The sequence below is a fragment of the Embleya sp. NPDC005971 genome (assembly GCF_040629175.1).
Lineage (GTDB): Bacteria > Actinomycetota > Actinomycetes > Streptomycetales > Streptomycetaceae > Embleya.
Map to the genome: position 1 here is coordinate 1 of NZ_JBEXUX010000120.1, position 16887 is coordinate 16887.

Here is a 16887-nt window from a genome sequence, read left to right on the forward strand (position 1 = left end):
TACGACAAACGCGGCTACGTCTACCTCGGCACGGCAACCGCCGCAGCCCTCGTCATCTGGCTCCGCACATGATCGACCGGACAAGTCCTAGCCGGGCCCTGAGGTTGGTTCGGGGAAAACCGAAGACGCTTCGCGGGTGCATCGACCCGCGCTTGCGCCCGGGGCGCACCTCGATCGGAAACGTGAGCGGAGCGGGCCGCCGAGGACTGCTCGGGGACCCGCTCCCGCGGGTGGCCGGATGCTCGCGCGCCGAACGTCGTCGGGGCCGAGCCGGCGGTCCGGAGTGCGAACTACCCGGCGTCGACCGCCCGGTAGGTGCACACGTGTACGCCCGTGCTGCTGACCACGGTCGAGGCCAGCTCGAAGGTGCGCAGGCCACCGTCGTCCGGGTAGATCGTCTTTCCGCCGCCGAGCAGCACCGGCATGATCATCAGCCGCAGCTCGTCGACCAGGCCCTCGGCGAGGAGGGTCCGGGCGAGTGACAGGCTGCCCATCACCACCAGGTCCCGGCCGTCGGTGGCGCGAAGCTTCCGGATCTGCTCCAGGGCCTGATCGCCGGGTATGAGGGTGGTGTTGTTCCAGGTCAGGTCGTCCTCGCCCAGCGTGTGGGAGACGACGTACTTGGCGACCGAGTTCATGTGGTCGGAGAAGGGGTCGCCGGCCCGGTCGGGCCACGCCGCGGCCATGACCTGCCAGGTGCTGCGCCCGAAGAGCAGGGCGTCGGTGCCTGCGGCCCATTCGGTGAGGGCGCCGCCCATCACCTCCGGGTCGAAGAACGGGTGCGTCCAGCCGCCGTGGGCGAACCCGCCGTCGGTGTCCTCGTCCGGTCCCCCCGGGGCCTGCATGACGCCATCCAGGCTGACGAATTCACCAATCACAATGCGCATTCGAACGGTCTCGCTTCCTTGCTCGGTGGGTTGCCGGTCATAGAGACCGGCAGGTCGCCCAGGACTCATCGGTCCCGGATGATCTTTCTTCGGCGGACTCCACCGCAGTGCCGCCCCCTCGACGAACTCCGGGCCCACGGTGCCGCCTCCGGCTCTTAGTCAGTTGACTGACTAACTCGGCCTCAAGGTAACCGGCGCCCGGACGCGTGTCCAGCCTTTCGGTCGGACAACCAACCAGCGTGACGGGGCGTTACCCTTCGTGCCGTCGTGAAGATCACTGATCGCGGGGGTGGCGAGCGTATGGGATTGCGATGGCGGGGCTGGGTCGCCGTGTTGGTCATGGGCCTGGCAATGGGCTTCGGGGCGGGGCCCGTTGCGTGGGCTCATTCGACGGAGCCCGCCGATCCGCAGGCGAGTGTGGCGGTGCGGGAGGTGCGGGACTGGTTGACGCATCTGCCGAATCGGGCGCAGAACCGGGTGGTGTCCGGGCAGTTCGCCGGGTACAGCGGGAAGACGTTCTCCCTGGGGCAGGTGGAGGAGCTGAAGACGCAGACCGGCTCGTATCCGGGGTTGCTGGGCTGCGACTACGGGCACGACGGCGACACGATCGACCATGCCTGCAACGCGACGTTGAAGGACTGGTCGGCCGCCGGCGGCCTGGTCACCGTCAGTGCGCATCTGCCCAATCCCGATCAGCCGGACTGGGGTGGGCTGTTCACCAAGCCGGCCACCTTCGACCGGCTCACCGATCGCGGCAGCGCCACCGGCCGGCGTTGGCACGCGGAGTTGGACCGGGTCGCCGAGGGGCTGCGCGAACTCGCGGATGCCGGCGTGCCGGTGCTGTTTCGGCCGATGCACGAGATGAACGGCGACTCGTTCTGGTGGAGTGCGCAGAACCCGCAGACCTTCGCCGAGGTGTGGCGGGACATGTACAGCTACCTGACCGAGGTCAAGGGCCTGCACAACCTGCTGTGGGTGTACGCGCCGGACTGCAGCCACGGCAACCGCTCGGCCTTCTACCCCGGTGGCGGGTATGCCGATGTGGTCGGCCTCGACTGCTACGTCCGTGAGCCTGCGGCCGTCCAGGGCTACGACGAACTGGTGGCGCTGGGGAAGCCGTTCGCCTTCGCCGAGATCGGCCCGCGCAGCGGACCCGGGGGCAGCGTCGAGGTGCCGCTCGACTATGGGAAGTGGATCGACGCGATTCGCAGCCGATTCCCGGCCACCGCCTACTTCATGGCGTGGAACGACCAATGGCGACCCACCGCCAATGCCGGAGCGGGCCGGCTGATGAACGACTCCTGGACCGTCGTGCGCGGCGAAATCGCGACCTCGGCACGCACCGAGGGCGCCCCCGCGCCGGTCGGCACGCCCGTCCCGCTCGCCGACTTCGAGACCGACACCCAGGGCTGGGGCGGCTATCGGGTGCTCGACGGCCCGTGGTCGGTGAGCGAATGGTCCGCCCGGGGCGCCCGATCCCTCAAGGCGGACATCGACCTGGCCGCCCCCGAGGCATACCTCAACCGCGTCGCACCGCAGGCCCTGAGCGGATACCGGGCACTGACCGCGACCGTGCGTACCGCCGAGTGGGGCAACCACGCCGCCGGTACGACCGCCAAGCTCTACGTGCGCACCGGCGCCGGATCGGCCTGGTACGACGGCGGCGCGATCCGTATCGGCCCGAACGGCGCCGTGCTGCGCCTGGACCTGAGCAAAGTCGCCGACCTGCACGATGTGCGGGAGATCGGCGTGCTGTTCGCCTCCGCACCGGGCGCGAGTGGACGAACGGCGGTGTACGTGGACGACGTCACCGCGATCGCGCCGCCCGCCGTCGTGTCGGGTTTCGAGTCCGGAACGGACGGCTGGACCGGCTACCTGACCGCGACCGCGCCGGTGAGCAGCGCCGACTGGGCGAGCGAGGGCGCCCGTTCGCTGCGTGCCGAGGTCGACCCGGCCGCACCCGAGGCATACCTGAACCGGCGGGCGAACCTGGACCTGACGGGCCGTCGCATCCTCGGCGCGACAGTCCGGGCCACCGGCGGGAGCGGCACGGCCAAGCTCTACGTCAAGACCACGGCGTCGAACACGTGGTACGACGCGGGCGCGGTCCCGGTCGGACCGGGCGCCACGACCCTGACCCTCAACCTGGCCGGCGTCGGCTCGCCCCAGGACATCCGCGAGATCGGCGTGCAGTTCGAACGCCGGGGCGGGCCCAGCCAGGGCTCGGTGTTCGTCGACGAGGTCACGGTGCGCTGACCCGGGCGCCGAACACCGGGCGTCGAGAGGGGTACACCCGGAGCGGTGCCGGTGCGGCGGACCGCCATCCCGCAGCGCCCGCCCGAGCCCGGGACCGACGCGCCGGTGCGCCGGTCCCGGGCGGTCCGCGGTGGGCGGTCCGCTCAGGCGGGCGTGCTCGCGCTCTCGGCCGCATCCGCCGCCGGCTTCGTCTCGGCCAACCGGTCGAGCAGAGCCGGCGGCAGCGGGCCGATCAAGGTGCCCGCGAAGGCGTGCCGCAGGGCGGCGGCGCGCATCTCGTTGATCAGCGTGTTCGTGACGGTGGCCGGGACGACCCAGCCCCCGTGCAGGTGACCGAGCACCCGCAGCCCCGCGGCGGGCACGTCGGCCGCGCGCAGTCGGGCGAGGTACTCCTCGGCCTGGTCGCGCAGCGGGTCGTATTCGGCGACCAGGATCAGCGCGGGGGCCAGCCCGGACAGGTCGGCGCCGTGCAGCGGCGAGGCGAGCGGGTCGTTGGCATCGCCGGTGTCGGCCAGGTAGTGGCGGGCGAACACGTTGAATTCGGCGGGGGACAGGCCCGGCGTGCGCGGAGCGCCGGGCACGACCGGCTCCTCCGCCATCGGGGTCAGGTCGACGGCGGCGGCGTCGAGCACCTGGAGGCTGGGCTGGGGCAGCCCACGCTCGCGCAGCGCCAGGCACATCGCCGCCGCGAGGTTGCCGCCCGCGCTGGCACCACCGATGGCGACCCGGGTCGCGTCGATACCCAACTCCTCGGCGTGTTCGAGGAGCCACGCGTAGGCGGCGAGGCAGTCCTCCAACGGGGTGGGGAACGGGTGTTCGGGAGCGAGTCGATAGTCGACGTGGACCACGGCGCACGGGACGAGCGCGGCGACCGGGCCGCACTCGGCCTCGGCGGTGTCCAGGTTGCCCAGCACCCAGCCGCCGCCGTGCAGGAAGAAGTAGGCCGGGACCGGCGTTTCGGGCTGCCTGGGCCGCAACACCCTTACGGCGATCGTGCCTTCGGTGACGGGCACCCGGTGCTCGGTGACCTCCACGTCGGGGTCGTACGGGAACTTCACCAGCGTCATGGTGGCGGCCGACTGCGCGCGCCGCACGTTCAGATCGGCGGACTCGGGTTGGGCCCCGGCCGCGACGCGCTCCAGGAGCCGGCGCACCGGCGGGTCGATCATCATGGGCTTCTCCTTCGACTTCGACTGACCGGCCGCAGGGCCGGAGTTGACGGGGACACCGCTCGCGGTGTCGGTGCGCGGGTCGGCCTCGGCGTCGCCCGCACACAGAACGTCGCTCTCGCGCCGGGCGTCGTCCTCGTGCAGCGCGTTGCTTTCGCTCCGGGCGTCGCTCTCGTGCAGCGCGTCGATCCGACCGGTCCTGATCACCCGCCGGTAGGCGCGGGCGCTGGGATGCACGATCCGCCGCAGGTCGTCGTCGCGGTCGATGCCGATCAGGCCGAACCGGGGCCGATAGCCGTGCGTCCACTCGAAGTTGTCGAACGCGGACCAGTGCAGATAGCCGCGTACGTCGACGCCGTCGGCGCGGGCCGCCCGGATCGCCCGCAGGTGGCTGTCCAGGTAGGCCACCCGTTCGGTGTCGTCCGCCGTGGCGATGCCGTTCTCGGTGACGTAGATCGGTAGTCCGGTGACCTGGCCGGCCTGGCGCAACATCTCGGTGAGACCGCCCGGGTAGACCTCCCACCCCATCTGCGTGCTGGGCGTGCCGGGCGGCGCGTTGCCGAGTTCGGTGTCGGCGGCTGCGTCCGCTCGGGCCCGGGTGTAGTACTGGACGCCGACCCAGTCGCCGGGATCGGCGGTGTAGCGCAGGTGTTCCAGGTGTCGCCGGATCAGCACGTCCCGGAACCAGTCGGCGAGTTCGGCGTCCCGGAGGCTGTCCGGGTCGGCCGGTTGGATGAACGGCAGTTGCAGACAGACGCCGGCCCGGGTGTCGGGAGCGGTCGCGCGCAGTGCGGCCACGGCGGCGTCGTGGGCGCGCATCAGCGTGTCGTTGACGGCGACGCACTCCGTGCGATCGCGGTGCCCGGGCGGGTGGTTGCCCTTGAGATAGCCGTTGAACGCGACGATCTGCGGCTCGTTGACGGTGCACGCGAACGGGATGCGATCGCCCAGGCGGCGGCCGGTCTCCGCGGCGAAGGCGCCGAATACCTCGGCGGCGTCGGCCGCGAGCCAGCCGCCGCGTGCGGCGAACCAGCGGGGCAGGGTGAAGTGGTGCAGCGTGACGAACGCGGTGAGGCCGTGCTCGCCCAGCGCGTCCAGCACCCGGGCGTAGTGGTCGAAGGCGGCGGTGTCCCAGACTCCGAGCGCGGGGGCGAGCCGGGACCACTCGATCGACAACCGGTGTGCGTTGTGCCCGAGTTCGGCCAGCAGCGCGATGTCGGTGGGCCAGCGCTCCCACTGGGCGATCCCGGGGCCGCTGACCTCGGCGGTACGCCCGGCGTTCTCCCAGTCGATCCAGTCGTTGGCACTTTGGCCCCCCTCGACCTGATGCGCGGCGGTGGAGGCGCCCCACAGGAAGCCGGTCGGGAAGTCCCGGTCGCCGGGTCTCGTCATCCCTGTATCTCCTCGGAGGTGCCGGCGGTGACCGGCTCGGGGTCGGTGGCCAGGTCCCGGATCAGCGTTCGCGAGTACTCCTCGACGCAGACGACGAGATCGACCATCTCCGGGTCGAGCAGCCACTGCGAGGCGAAGCCGTCCAGCGCCGCGAGGATCTCGATGGCCTTGAGCTCCGGATCCGCGTCCATCCGCATCTCCCCGCTGCGCTGGCCCTCGCGGATCATCCCGGCGACGACGGCGCGCATTTCGCGGTAGCGGCGGACGAAGAAGTCGTGCTCGGGGTCGCCCGGATCCAGGTTCTCCGCGAGCAGCACCGCGAACAGCTTGGCCAGGCCCGGCTGATCGCGGTTGCGGTGGGCGAACGCGGGCATCTCGCGCAGCGCCTGCAGCCCGCCGACGTCGGCGATGTCCCGAGCGAACGCCTGGCTGGCCAGGTCCCGATGCTCGACCACGGCCCGCAACAGGCCCTGCTTGCTGCCGAAGTGGTAGAGCAGGCCGGGTTCGGTGATGCCCACGCGCTGGGCCACCTCCGTCATGCCGGTGCCGCGGAAGCCGGTCCGGGCGAACAACTCCGACGCGGCGGCGACGATCTCCCGGCGCCGTTCCGCGCCCTTGGGGGTGGCCGCCTTGGCCGCCCGGGCACGGCCGACGAGGGGCTTGCGTACATCCGAATTCTCAGTCACAGCGCCACTCTAGATTATTAACTTAGTTGTTAGTAAGTTCCTGTGCGTCGAAAGTCCACGACATCCTGGATCGGAGCTCACGCCATGAGCAGATCGAGACTCGTCCTCGCGTTGGCCGCGCTGACCCTGACCCTGACCGTCGCACCGACCGCCTCCGCCGGGGGTGGACAGGCGGACGGCAAGAGCCTGACCAGCCCCCTGGCCGAGACGGTCTGGCTGTGTCGACCCGGCCTGCCCACCAACCCCTGCAACCAGGACCTCGCCGGCAATCCGCAAACCCCCGGACCCGGCGGCGCGTTCACCGCGCGCTACTTCAACGGAGCGACCACCACCCTCGACGCGACCGCCGTGCACCCCGACGGCTCGCGCACCCCCGAGCCCTTCGCGGGCCCGAACAACCCGCAGGTCGACTGCTTCTACGCGTACCCCACCATCGACCTGCTGCCCAACCCGCTGCTGCGCCTGGGCTCGCTGCCGCCGATCCCCTCGAACAGCGAACTCGCGGGCACCCTGATGCAACTCGGGCGCTTCACCGACACGTGCCGGGTGTTCGCCCCGGTGTACCGGCAGGCGTCCTTGTCCGAGTTGCTCGTGGGCGGCCTGGGCATCCCGCCGGACGCCGAGACCGGATCGAGGGACGTGCGTGACGCCTGGCGCGACTACTGGGACAACCACAACACCGACCCGGTCACCCACCAGCGGCGCGGCGTGGTGATCCTGGGCCACTCGCAGGGCACCGGCGTGCTGACCCGGATGATGCAGCAGGAGATCGACGGCAACCCGGCCGTGCAGGACCGGTTGGTGTCGGCGGTGCTGCTCGGCGGCTACATCCAGGTGCCGATCGGCGGCACCCAGGGCGGCGGCAACGATCCGGCGTCCACCTTCCAACGCATCCCGACCTGCGAGCGGGCGGGACCCCAGGCACCGATCCCGACCGGGTGCGTGGTGGCCTACAACGGCTACGCGCTGCCCGACGGCGAACAGCTGCCCGCCGGATCCGCCTTCGGCCGCACCACGGTTCCGGGCCACCGGATCGCCTGCGTGAACCCGGCCGCGTTGCTGCGCGGCGCACCCGCCGACGGTGCGGCGCCGCTGGACATGTACCTGCCGACCAGGCGGCTGGTGAGCGGCAATTGGCTCAACCCACGCGGCCACCTCGGTCATCTGCTGACCGCGTACGAACTGGCCGACGACCCGTCCGGATACACCCGATACGCGGAAACCGTGAGCGCACGCTGCGCGTTCACCCAGGACGCGACCGGCACCGCGAGCTGGCTCGACGTCAAGGGCGGTGCCGGACTGTTCCCGCAGGCCGGGTTGTCCGCCGTGCTGGGCACCCACACGGTCGACTTCAACGTCGCCCAGGGCAATCTGTCCACGCTGATCAGTGCGCAGGCGAGTACGTGGCGGGCGGCGCATCCCGGCTGACGCCGGATACCGCCGCGCAGCGCCGGCCGGCCCGACCGATAAGCGGCCGATATGCGGCCGACCCGACCGACCGCTCCGGCTGACCCGACCGGCACCGGCCGGCCCCGGGGCCGCGCCGAGAGCACCACCGCATCAGCGCACCACCCACCGCCGTGCGAGTCCCGCCTCGGGCCGCGCGAGCGGGTGATTCGAGCATGCCGCAAAAGTCGGCCGAAAGAGCGGAGCCGCTTCGGCGACCGCCATTTCGGCCGACCTCGCGGACCGGTGAATTCGATTACCGAATTCGTCCCGCGAATTCGACTAAGGACCTGTCATGACCATCCTGGGACGCCGCCGCGTAGCGGCCCTCGCCACCGCCGGACTCGTCGTGGCCGCTGTCGCCGGTTGCGGCGGCTCGAACACCGCCGAGTCCGCCGGGGGCAAGACCCTGACCCTGGCCGCCGCGGCCGACGCGACGAGCCTGGACCCGGCCAAGGGGGCCGGCGGCAACGGACTCGCCTACCTCCAACCCCTGTACGACTCGCTCACCACGGTCAACCCCGATCAGAGCGTCGGCCCCGGCCTGGCCACCGCGTGGACCTACACCGACCCGGAGCGCCGCAACCTGCGGATGACCCTGCGCGAGGGTGTCACCTTCTCCGACGGCACCCCCTTCGACGCGACCGTGGTCAAGCAGAACCTGGAACGCACCGCCGCCGCCAACGGACCCTCCTCCTTCGCGGTCGCCGCGGTCGCGGGCATCACCGTCGCCGGCCCCACCGTCGTCGAACTCGCCCTGAAGACACCGGATCCCTCGCTGCTGTACAACTTCGGCCTCGTCGCCGGGATGATGCTCAGCCCGAAGGCGTTCGGCGACGCGAACGCCCAACCGGTGGGCACCGGCCCGTACATCCTGGACGCCGGACACACCACCCGCGGCGACCGCTACACCTACACCCGCAACCCGCGCCGCCCGGACCGCACCGCGTACCCGTTCGACAAGATCGTGATCAAGGCGATCCCGGACACCAACGCCCGTACCACCGCGCTGCTCACCGGCCAGGCCGACGCCGGACTCGGCGCCCCGGCCCGGATGGACGCGGCCAAGGGCGCCGGGCTCACCGTCACCCGCCAGCCCGGCCAGGTCACCGGCATGTGGCTGGTCGACCGCGAGGGCAAGGTCGCCCCGCAGCTCAAGGACGTCAGGGTGCGCCGGGCGATCAACCACGCGATCGACGGCCCCGGCATCCTCAAGGCGATCATGGCCGGCGTGGGCAGCCCCACCACGCAGATGTTCGCCGCCGGATCCCCGGCATACGACCCGGAGTTGGACCGCGCCTATCCGTACGACCCGGCCCGGGCCAAGCAGTTGCTCGCCGAGGCCGGTCTCGCCGACGGCTTCAAGCTCGTCCTGCCCAGCGAGAACGCGTTCGTCCCGGCGCTGTATCCGGTGCTCGCCGAACAACTGAACCAGGTCGGCATCAAGGTGGAGTACACCCCGGTCAGCACCAACCAGCTCTCCCAACAGTACTTCAGCGGCCGGTTCCCGGCATTCATGTACGTCTGGGGCACGTCGCAGAACTGGATCGACGCGAACGCGCTGCTGTCCCCGGCGATGCCCACCAACCCGTTCAAGGTGGCCGACCCGGTGATCGTCGACCTGCTCGCCCGGATCGCCAAGTCGCCCGACGAGGCGCAGGGCCCGCTGTATCGACAACTCAACACGCACGTCGTCGAACAAGCCTGGTTCGCACCGCTGTTCCGCGGCGACAACGTGCTCTTCTCGGCCAAGTCGGTCAGCCTGAGCAACCGCCCCGGGCAGACCTTCATGGCCTTGACCGACTACCGGCCCGCCGGTTGAGCCGCCCCGTGATCGGCTTCATCGCCCGTCGGTCGTCCTCGGCCGTCATACTGCTCCTGGTCGTCTCCGCACTGACCTTCTTCCTGATGGACCTGCTCCCGGATCCGGGCCAGGGCATCCTCGGCGTCTCCGCGACGGACGAGCAACTCGCGGCCAAGCGAGCCGAGTTGGGCCTGGATCGCCCGGTGGTGCTGCGCTGGCTGGACTGGTTGGGCGCCGCCGTGCGCGGCGACCTGGGCACCTCGTGGACCACCGGCCTCCGGGTGAGCGACTCGATCGGCACCAAGCTCCCGGTGACGTTGTCGCTCACGCTGACCGCGACGCTGGTCTGCGCGGTGCTGGGGATCGCCCTCGGGCTGATCGCCGCCATCCGGCGCGGTGCGGTGGACCGTTCGGTGCACGTGCTGGCGGTGGCCGGCTTCGCGGTGCCCGGTCTGTGGGTGGGCATCCTGCTGGTCACCGTGTTCGCGGTCCGCTTGGAGGTGCTGCCCGCGACCGGCTATGTGCCGCTCGCCGAGTCGCCCGTCGACTGGGCCCGCTCCCTCGTGCTCCCGGTGGCCACGATCGCGGTGGCGGGGGTCGCCGCGATCGCCCAGCAGACCCGCAACGCGGTGGCCGAGGTGCTGGAGCGGGACTACATCCGCACCCTGCGCAGCCGCGGCCTGCCCGCGCGACGCGTGTTGTTCGTACACGTCCTGCGCAACGCCACCCCGCCCGCGCTGACCGTGGTCGGCCTGCAGTTCATCGGCCTGCTCGGCGGCGCCCTCGTGATCGAACAGATCTTCGCGCTGCCCGGCCTGGGCTCGTTGGCGATCGGCGCGACTTCCCAATCGGACGTGCCCACCGTGCAGGGGGTCGTCCTGGTCAGCGTCTGCGTCGTGGTCACCGTCAACCTGGCCGTCGACCTGGCGACCGGCGCGCTCGATCCGAAAGTCGGCATGCGATGAACGACAACCCGGCCTGCTCGCCCGCCCCGGCCGCCGTCCTTGCGCCCGCCTCCGCCGACCCCACTCCGGGACCGGCCCGATCCGCCTCGCCCGCCCCGCCGACCGCACCGCGCCGGCGCGGCCCGCTGGCCCGCTTCCTGCGCGACCCGATCGCCCTCGCCGCCGCCGTGGTCCTGCTGCTCGTCGTGGTGACCGGTGCCTGTGCCGGCCTGATCGCCGAACACGGGCCCAACAGCGCCGCGTTGGACGCGGTGCTGGCCGACCCGTCCGGCGATCACCCGCTGGGCGGCGACGGTTCCGGCCGCGACGTGCTCAGCCGGTTGTTGTACGGCAGCCGGACCAGCCTGCTGGCCGGCTCGATCACCACGTGCGTGGCACTGCTGATCGGCGTGCCCACCGGACTCGCCGCCGGTTACGTCGGCGGCTGGTGGGACACGGTGGTCGGTTGGATCGCGGACGTGTTCCTCGCGATGCCCGGCATCGTGGTGCTGCTGGCCGTGGTCGCGGTGCACGGCCCCGGCCTCGTCGTGTCGATGGTGGTGCTCGGTGTGCTCACCGCCGCCCCGGTCTTCCGCCTGGTACGCGGCGAGGTGCGGCGGGTGCGCGGCGAACCGTACGTGGACGCCGCCAGGGTGGCCGGACTGTCGGACGTACGGATCATGCGCCGACACGTCCTGCGGGTGGTGCGGGTCCCGATCATCACCCAGGCGTCGCTGATCTTCGGCGTCGCGATGATCATCGAATCCGGCATCGCCTTCCTCGGCCTGGGCGAACCCGACCGGGCGAGCTGGGGATCGATGCTCGGCGACGCCTCCACCCACGTCTACGACGCGGCGCTGCTGTCGGTGTGGCCCGGCGCGGCGATCACCCTGACCGTGCTCGCGGTGACCCTGCTGGGCGCGGGACTTCGCGACGCCTTCGTCGGCGACACGGCCGGACCGGTACGCCGCCGACCGACGATCGGGCGACCCGCGCGCGAACCGGCGGCGGTGGGCGGGCCGAGCACCGTCGGTACCGACGTGCTGCTCGCGGTCGACGGCCTCAGGGTCGGCTACCCCACCCCCGAGGGCGAGGCCGCAGTCGTGGACGCGGTGTCGCTGCACGTGGGGCGCGGCGAGATCCTGGGCCTGGTGGGTGAGTCGGGCTGCGGCAAGACACAGACCGCGCTGGCCGTGCTGCGCCTGTTGCCCGCCGGCGGCACGATCACCGGCCGGGTCGAGTTCGACGGACAGGACCTCGCCACGCTGTCCGAGCGCGGCCTGAACGCCCTGCGCGGGCGCCGGATCGGCTACATCCCGCAGGACCCGATGTCCAACCTCGACCCGAGCTTTCGGATCGGCAGTCAACTCACCGAACCGCTGCGCACCCACCTCGGGCTCTCCCGCGACGCGGCCCGCAAACGTGCCCTGGAACTCCTGGACCGGGTGGGCATCACCGACCCGCCCCGGGTCTTCGACGCCTACCCGCACCAGATCTCCGGCGGCATGGCCCAGCGGGTGCTGATCGCGGGCGCCGTCGCCGGCGAGCCCGACCTGCTGATCGCGGACGAGCCGACCACCGCACTGGACGTCACCGTCCAGGCCGAGATCCTCGACCTGCTGCGCTCGCTCCGACGCGAGCACGACATGGGCATGGTGCTGGTGACCCACGACCTGGGTGTGGTCGCCGATCTGTGCGACCGGGTCGCGGTGATGTACGCGGGCGAGATCGTGGAAACCGCGCTCGCGGCCGACCTGTTCGCCCGACCGGCGCATCCGTACACGGCCGCACTGCTGGCCGCCATCCCGCCCGCCGAGGGCGGCGCCGGCGAGCGGGGCCCGCTGCGCACCATCCCGGACCGGGTGCCCTCGGTCCGGGAACGGCCCACCGGTTGCCGCTTCGCCCCGCGCTGCGCGTACGCCGCACCCGAATGCGCCGGACACCCGGAACCGACCGGCCACGGCGCGGGTGCGGTGCGCTGCGCCCGGGTGGGGAACGAGGTGATCGCATGGATGCGCTGAAACGGCACGCCGATCCGCAGGCGGCGAGCGGCACCGGCACCGAGCCCGGTCCCGAGCCCGGTCCGCTGCTCAGCGTGCGGAACCTGGTCGTCGAGTACCGCGCCCCCCGTCGGCGCAAGCCCGCGCTGCGGGTCCTGCACGGTATCGACCTCGACGTGCATCCGCACGAAACGGTGGGCCTGGTCGGCGAATCCGGCTCGGGCAAGACCACCCTGGGGCGTGCCGTGCTCGGTCTGGTCCCGATCGCGTCCGGCACGATCGGCTTCGCCGGGAACCGGATCGACGGCCTGACTCGGCGGGCGCGACGCGCGCTGAGCCGGGAGATCCAGGTGGTGTTCCAGGATCCGTACGGTTCGCTGAATCCGTCGATGACCATCGGCGACATCCTCACCGAACCGCTCACGGCCGACCGGTCGCACAACCGAGTCGCCGCCCGGGCCCGGATCGGCGAACTCCTGGACGCTGTCGGCCTGCCCGGTGACACCGCCGACCGGCCGGCCCGGGAATTGTCCGGCGGACAGCGTCAACGGGTCGCGATCGCCCGGGCGTTGGCCCCCGGGCCGCGCCTGATCATCTGCGACGAACCGGTCAGCGCGCTCGATCTGTCCACCCGGGCCCAGGTGCTCAACCTGCTGGTCGAACTCCAGCAACGGACCGGCGTGGCATACCTGTTCATCGCACACGACCTGTCGGTGGTGGGTCACGTGAGCGATCGGGTGGCGGTGATGTCACGCGGCACGATCGTCGAGTGCGACACCGCCCGCCGGATCACCACCGAGCCCACCCACCCGTACACCCGCAACCTCCTGCTCGCCGCACCGGTGCCCGACCCGGACCGCCAGGCCGCGCGGCGAGCGGCCCGGCATCGACTGGTGCAGGACGAGGCCACGCGGTGACGTCGGCGCGGCGGGGGAGTACCCGAGGCGGTCACTCGCCGCGCAGGACCGCCACACGACGCTGAACCGACCCGCCGGCACTACGGGCCCTTCGGCGTCACAGCCACTCGTTGCGTCGGAACGCCCGGAACATCAGTACACACGCGGTGACCATCACCGTCAGCACGGTCGGATACCCGTACGTCCACTTCAGTTCGGGCATGTGCTCGAAGTTCATGCCGTAGATGCCGACGATCAACGTCGGGACGGCCAGGATCGCCGCGATGGCGGCGATCTTGCGCATGTCGGTGTTCTGCCGGACGGTCACCCCGGCCAGGCTGGCGGACAGGATGCCGTCCAGCAGTTCGTCGAACGCGGCCAGCCGCTCGCGGACCAGGGCCAGGTGGTCGGCGACGTCGCGCAGGTACGCGTCGAAGCCGGTGCCGACGCCGGGCAGCGCGACGGCGGAGAGCCGCTCCAACGGCCGGGCCAGCGGCAGGACCGCCCGCTTGAACTCGATCAGCTCGCGCTTGAGCTGGTAGATGCGCTCCGCGTCGTTGCTGGGCCGAGGCGAGAACACGTCGACCTCCAGCCGCTCGAAGTCGTCCTCGACCTTGTCCGCCACCCGCAGGTAGTCGTCGACGACCCGGTCGGTGATCGCGTGCACGACCGAGGCCGGCCCGTGCGCGAGCATCGCCGGGTCGGCCTCCAGCGACTGACGCAGCTCGACCAGCGGCGGCGCACTGCCGTGCCGGACCACCACGACGAACTTCTCCCCGGCGAAGATCATGATCTCGCCGGTGTCGACCACCTCGCTGGTCGCGGTCAGCGCGTCGTGCTCCACGTAGACGATGGTCTTCAGGACCAGGAACAGGGTGTCGTCGTAGTACTCCAGTTTGGGCCGCTGATGGGCCTCGACCGCGTCCTCCACGGCCAACGGATGCAGGTCGAACGCGTCGGCGACGCCGGCCAGGTCCTCGGCGAGCGGGGCGTACAACCCGATCCACACGAAGGTGTCCTCGCCCGCCTCGGCCGCATCCAGCGCGTCACTCAGCGCCACCTCGCCGGGGCGCCGCACACCCTTGTCGTAGAGCGCGCAGTCCACCACCACGGGAGCGCGCGCAGCCCCCGACCCGGGCGTGGGTGCCGCGCCGGAGCCGTGCCGGAACCGCCTGGGCGTGCGCCACGAACTCATCGTCCTACTCCCGAATCGAGGGTGTCCCCGCCGATGGTAGGCGGCCAGGGCGCCTGCGGTGCGGGCGCCGGCGAATCCGGCCTCGCTTCGGCGCCGGGCCGCATCCGTCGGTGCCGCGCCCAGGCCGACCGGGCCCGTCGTCGGTGGTGTCGCCTACCCTCGGTGCCTTCCGTACGTCGGGTCCCCGAACCCGACGTCGAGCGAGGAGGCAACCGGTGCGTACCCCAGGCGAGTTCCCCGAATTCGCAGCGGAGGGCCGGCAGCCTGCGCCGTCCGCGACCGCCGGACCGCACCCGCGCTTCGACGGGCTGTACGTGGCCGTCGAGCCGGACGATGTCGCCGGGAAGGAGCGCAGGGCCAGGAAGGAACCGGGCTTTTGTGCGTACATCCGGTTCACCGCCCCCGACCTGGTCTCCACCGTCACCTCGCTCGTCGGTGCCGTCGAGCAGATCGCCCGCTGGTTCGGCCCCGAACACACCGGATGCAGCCAGGGCACCTACGAGCTGGACGGGACGTCGATCTCGTTCGCCGCGACCAGCCGGTCCGGCACCGTGCTGTACTCGGGCACGCTGAGTCCGGACGCGTCGACGCTCCTCCTGGACACGCACAGTCTGATCAACGGCCGTCGGGCACACGTCGAGCTGCGCTTCACGCAGGCGTCGTTTCCCGACCGGCTGAAAGCCTGATTTGCTCGTCGGCCGCCCGGGCGGGTTCGCCCACCCGTGTCCGGACGGGCCGGTGGGCCCCGAGGATCGGCCGTCGGCGCCGATCCACCCCGGGCGTGTTGCTAGATTGGCCCTGCCGCAAGTGTCTGCGGCCTCCGCCTATTTTGGGGATTCCGTGCCGCTCAGCACCACCGTGCCCATTCCGGAAATCGACCTCGTGGCCGTTCGGGAGGAATACGCCGCCCTGGCGGCGGAGGGTCTCCGTCTCGACCTCACCCGAGGCAAGCCCTCGCCACAGCAGCTCGACCTGGCCAACGGCCTGCTCACGTTGCCCGGCGAAGCGGACTTCAAGGCCGCCGACGGCACCGACTGCCGCAACTACGGCGGACTGAACGGCCTGCCCGAGCTGCGCGCGATCTTCGCCGAGCTGCTCCAGGTGCCCGCCGCGCAGCTCCTGGCCCTGGGCAACGCGAGCCTCACGCTGATGCACGACGTGATCGCCAACGCGTTGTTGTCCAAGGTGCCCGGTGCCGAGCGGCGCTGGGTGGACGAGCCCGAGGTGCTGTTCCTGTGCCCGGTGCCCGGCTACGACCGGCACTTCGGCGTGCTGGAGCGGTTCGGCATCGGCATGATCCCGGTCCCGCTCACCGGTGCGGGCCCGGATCTGGAGCAGGTGGAGGCGCTGGTCGCCGCCGACCCGAGGATCAAGGGCATGTGGTGCGTGCCCAAGTACAGCAACCCCACCGGGGAGAGCTACAGCGACGAGACGGTGCGCCGGCTGGCCGCGATGCCGACGGCGGCGCCGGACTTCCGGCTGTTCTGGGACAACGCCTACGCCGTGCACCACCTGACCGACACCCCGGTCGAGCTGCTGTCCGTGCTGGACGCGTGCGCCGAGGCGGGCAACCCGGACCGGGCGTTCGTCTTCGGCTCGACCTCGAAGATCAGCCACGCCGGCGCCGGCGTCGCCTTCTTCGGTGCCTCCCCGGCCAACGTGGCCTGGCTGACCGGCCTGCTGGCCAAGCAGACGATCGGCCCGGACAAGATCAACCAGCTCCGGCACGTGCGTTTCTTCGGCGACACCGCAGGCGTGGTGGCGCACATGGAGCTGCACCGAGAGCTGCTCGCGCCGCGCTTCGAGGCGGTGTACGAGGCGCTGGAGCGTGAGCTGGGCCCGCTCGGGATCGCCTCCTGGACCCGGCCCGAGGGCGGCTACTTCGTCAGCCTGCTGGTTCCGGACGGTTGTGCCGCCGAGGTGGTGCGGCTGGCCAAGGAGGTCGGCGTCGCGCTGACCCCGGCGGGCGCCGCCTTCCCGGGCGGGAACGACCCGCGCGACCACCAGATCCGGCTCGCGCCCAGCTACCCCACGGTCGACGAGGTCCGCCGGGCGATGCGGGCCGTGGCCGTGTGCGTGAAGCTGGCCGCCGCCGAGGCCGCTGCGGCCTGAGCAAGGCCGACGACCCCGTCGTGCCCACCCGGTCGGGTGGGCAACCTCGACCGCTACCACACGGCCCGACAGCCCGATTCCCAGACGCCCGCGCGTCTGG

General features: G+C 71.6%; 12 protein-coding genes. 8 read left to right on the plus strand and 4 right to left on the minus strand.

The annotated features are described in order from the left end of the window. Positions 1–290 precede the first annotated feature (290 nt). Positions 291–887, minus strand: a complete 597-nt coding sequence (locus ABZ374_RS46690) for a dihydrofolate reductase family protein (protein WP_360324443.1) — start codon at positions 885–887, stop codon at positions 291–293. 300 nt (positions 888–1187) lie between these two features. Here ABZ374_RS46690 and ABZ374_RS46695 point away from each other — a divergent pair, with 300 nt between their 5' ends. Beyond that, the gene (locus tag ABZ374_RS46695; RefSeq protein WP_360324445.1) at positions 1188–3143 is read left to right on the plus strand and encodes a glycosyl hydrolase; all 1956 of its coding nucleotides are present in this window, start codon (positions 1188–1190) and stop codon (positions 3141–3143) included. Positions 3144–3286: 143 nt separating this feature from the next. On the opposite strand, the gene ABZ374_RS46700 is transcribed toward ABZ374_RS46695, so the two are convergent. Together ABZ374_RS46700 and ABZ374_RS46705 are read right to left on the minus strand one after the other, a co-directional pair. Then, a complete protein-coding gene (locus ABZ374_RS46700) occupies positions 3287–5704 on the minus strand; it encodes a family 1 glycosylhydrolase (protein WP_360324447.1) in 2418 nt (805 codons plus the stop codon). Further along, the gene (locus tag ABZ374_RS46705; protein WP_360324449.1) at positions 5701–6390 is read right to left on the minus strand and encodes a TetR/AcrR family transcriptional regulator; all 690 of its coding nucleotides are present in this window, start codon (positions 6388–6390) and stop codon (positions 5701–5703) included. Before ABZ374_RS46705 ends, ABZ374_RS46700 begins: the two co-directional genes overlap by 4 nt. An 84-nt stretch (positions 6391–6474) precedes the next feature. Between ABZ374_RS46705 and ABZ374_RS46710 the strand changes: the two genes are divergently transcribed. From ABZ374_RS46710 to ABZ374_RS46730, 5 genes are all read left to right on the plus strand, one after another. Next, complete coding sequence (locus tag ABZ374_RS46710; RefSeq protein WP_360324451.1) at positions 6475–7818, plus strand: DUF3089 domain-containing protein; 1344 nt, start codon at positions 6475–6477, stop codon at positions 7816–7818. A 313-nt stretch (positions 7819–8131) separates the two neighbouring features. Then, the gene (locus ABZ374_RS46715; protein ID WP_360324453.1) at positions 8132–9658 is read left to right on the plus strand and encodes an ABC transporter substrate-binding protein; all 1527 of its coding nucleotides are present in this window, start codon (positions 8132–8134) and stop codon (positions 9656–9658) included. Positions 9659–9666: 8 nt separating this feature from the next. After that, positions 9667–10605 carry an ABC transporter permease gene (locus ABZ374_RS46720; RefSeq protein WP_360324455.1) on the plus strand — a complete coding sequence of 313 codons (939 nt, stop codon included), beginning with the start codon at positions 9667–9669 and terminating at the stop codon, positions 10603–10605. Then, on the plus strand, positions 10602–12605 hold the full coding sequence (locus tag ABZ374_RS46725) for a dipeptide/oligopeptide/nickel ABC transporter permease/ATP-binding protein (RefSeq protein ID WP_360324457.1): 2004 nt from the start codon (positions 10602–10604) through the stop codon (positions 12603–12605). The genes ABZ374_RS46720 and ABZ374_RS46725 overlap by 4 nt, the downstream gene beginning before the upstream one ends. Next, positions 12593–13501 carry an ATP-binding cassette domain-containing protein gene (locus tag ABZ374_RS46730; RefSeq protein WP_360324459.1) on the plus strand — a complete coding sequence of 303 codons (909 nt, stop codon included), beginning with the start codon at positions 12593–12595 and terminating at the stop codon, positions 13499–13501. Before ABZ374_RS46725 ends, ABZ374_RS46730 begins: the two co-directional genes overlap by 13 nt. A 97-nt stretch (positions 13502–13598) precedes the next feature. On the opposite strand, the gene corA is transcribed toward ABZ374_RS46730, so the two are convergent. Then, positions 13599–14675 carry a magnesium/cobalt transporter CorA gene (corA, locus tag ABZ374_RS46735; RefSeq protein ID WP_360324461.1) on the minus strand — a complete coding sequence of 359 codons (1077 nt, stop codon included), beginning with the start codon at positions 14673–14675 and terminating at the stop codon, positions 13599–13601. Between the two features lie 215 nt (positions 14676–14890). Here corA and ABZ374_RS46740 point away from each other — a divergent pair, with 215 nt between their 5' ends. Both ABZ374_RS46740 and ABZ374_RS46745 read left to right on the plus strand, forming a co-directional pair. Continuing rightward, positions 14891–15361, plus strand: a complete 471-nt coding sequence (locus tag ABZ374_RS46740) for a hypothetical protein (RefSeq protein WP_360324463.1) — start codon at positions 14891–14893, stop codon at positions 15359–15361. A gap of 154 nt (positions 15362–15515) precedes the next feature. Beyond that, complete coding sequence (locus ABZ374_RS46745; protein ID WP_360324465.1) at positions 15516–16787, plus strand: aminotransferase class I/II-fold pyridoxal phosphate-dependent enzyme; 1272 nt, start codon at positions 15516–15518, stop codon at positions 16785–16787. The last annotated feature ends 100 nt before the right edge of the window (positions 16788–16887 follow it).

Excerpts from the sequence above, each read along its gene's own strand:
- ABZ374_RS46700 (WP_360324447.1), bottom strand. The coding sequence starts at position 5,704 with ATGACGAGACCCGGCGACCGGGACTTCCCGACCGGCTTCCTGTGGGGC.
- ABZ374_RS46710 (WP_360324451.1), top strand. The coding sequence starts at position 6,475 with ATGAGCAGATCGAGACTCGTCCTCGCGTTGGCCGCGCTGACCCTGACC.
- ABZ374_RS46730 (WP_360324459.1), top strand. The coding sequence starts at position 12,593 with ATGGATGCGCTGAAACGGCACGCCGATCCGCAGGCGGCGAGCGGCACC.
- ABZ374_RS46690 (WP_360324443.1), bottom strand. The coding sequence starts at position 887 with ATGCGCATTGTGATTGGTGAATTCGTCAGCCTGGATGGCGTCATGCAG.
- ABZ374_RS46725 (WP_360324457.1), top strand. The coding sequence starts at position 10,602 with ATGAACGACAACCCGGCCTGCTCGCCCGCCCCGGCCGCCGTCCTTGCG.
- corA (WP_360324461.1), bottom strand. The coding sequence starts at position 14,675 with ATGAGTTCGTGGCGCACGCCCAGGCGGTTCCGGCACGGCTCCGGCGCG.
- ABZ374_RS46695 (WP_360324445.1), top strand. The coding sequence starts at position 1,188 with ATGGGATTGCGATGGCGGGGCTGGGTCGCCGTGTTGGTCATGGGCCTG.
- ABZ374_RS46715 (WP_360324453.1), top strand. The coding sequence starts at position 8,132 with ATGACCATCCTGGGACGCCGCCGCGTAGCGGCCCTCGCCACCGCCGGA.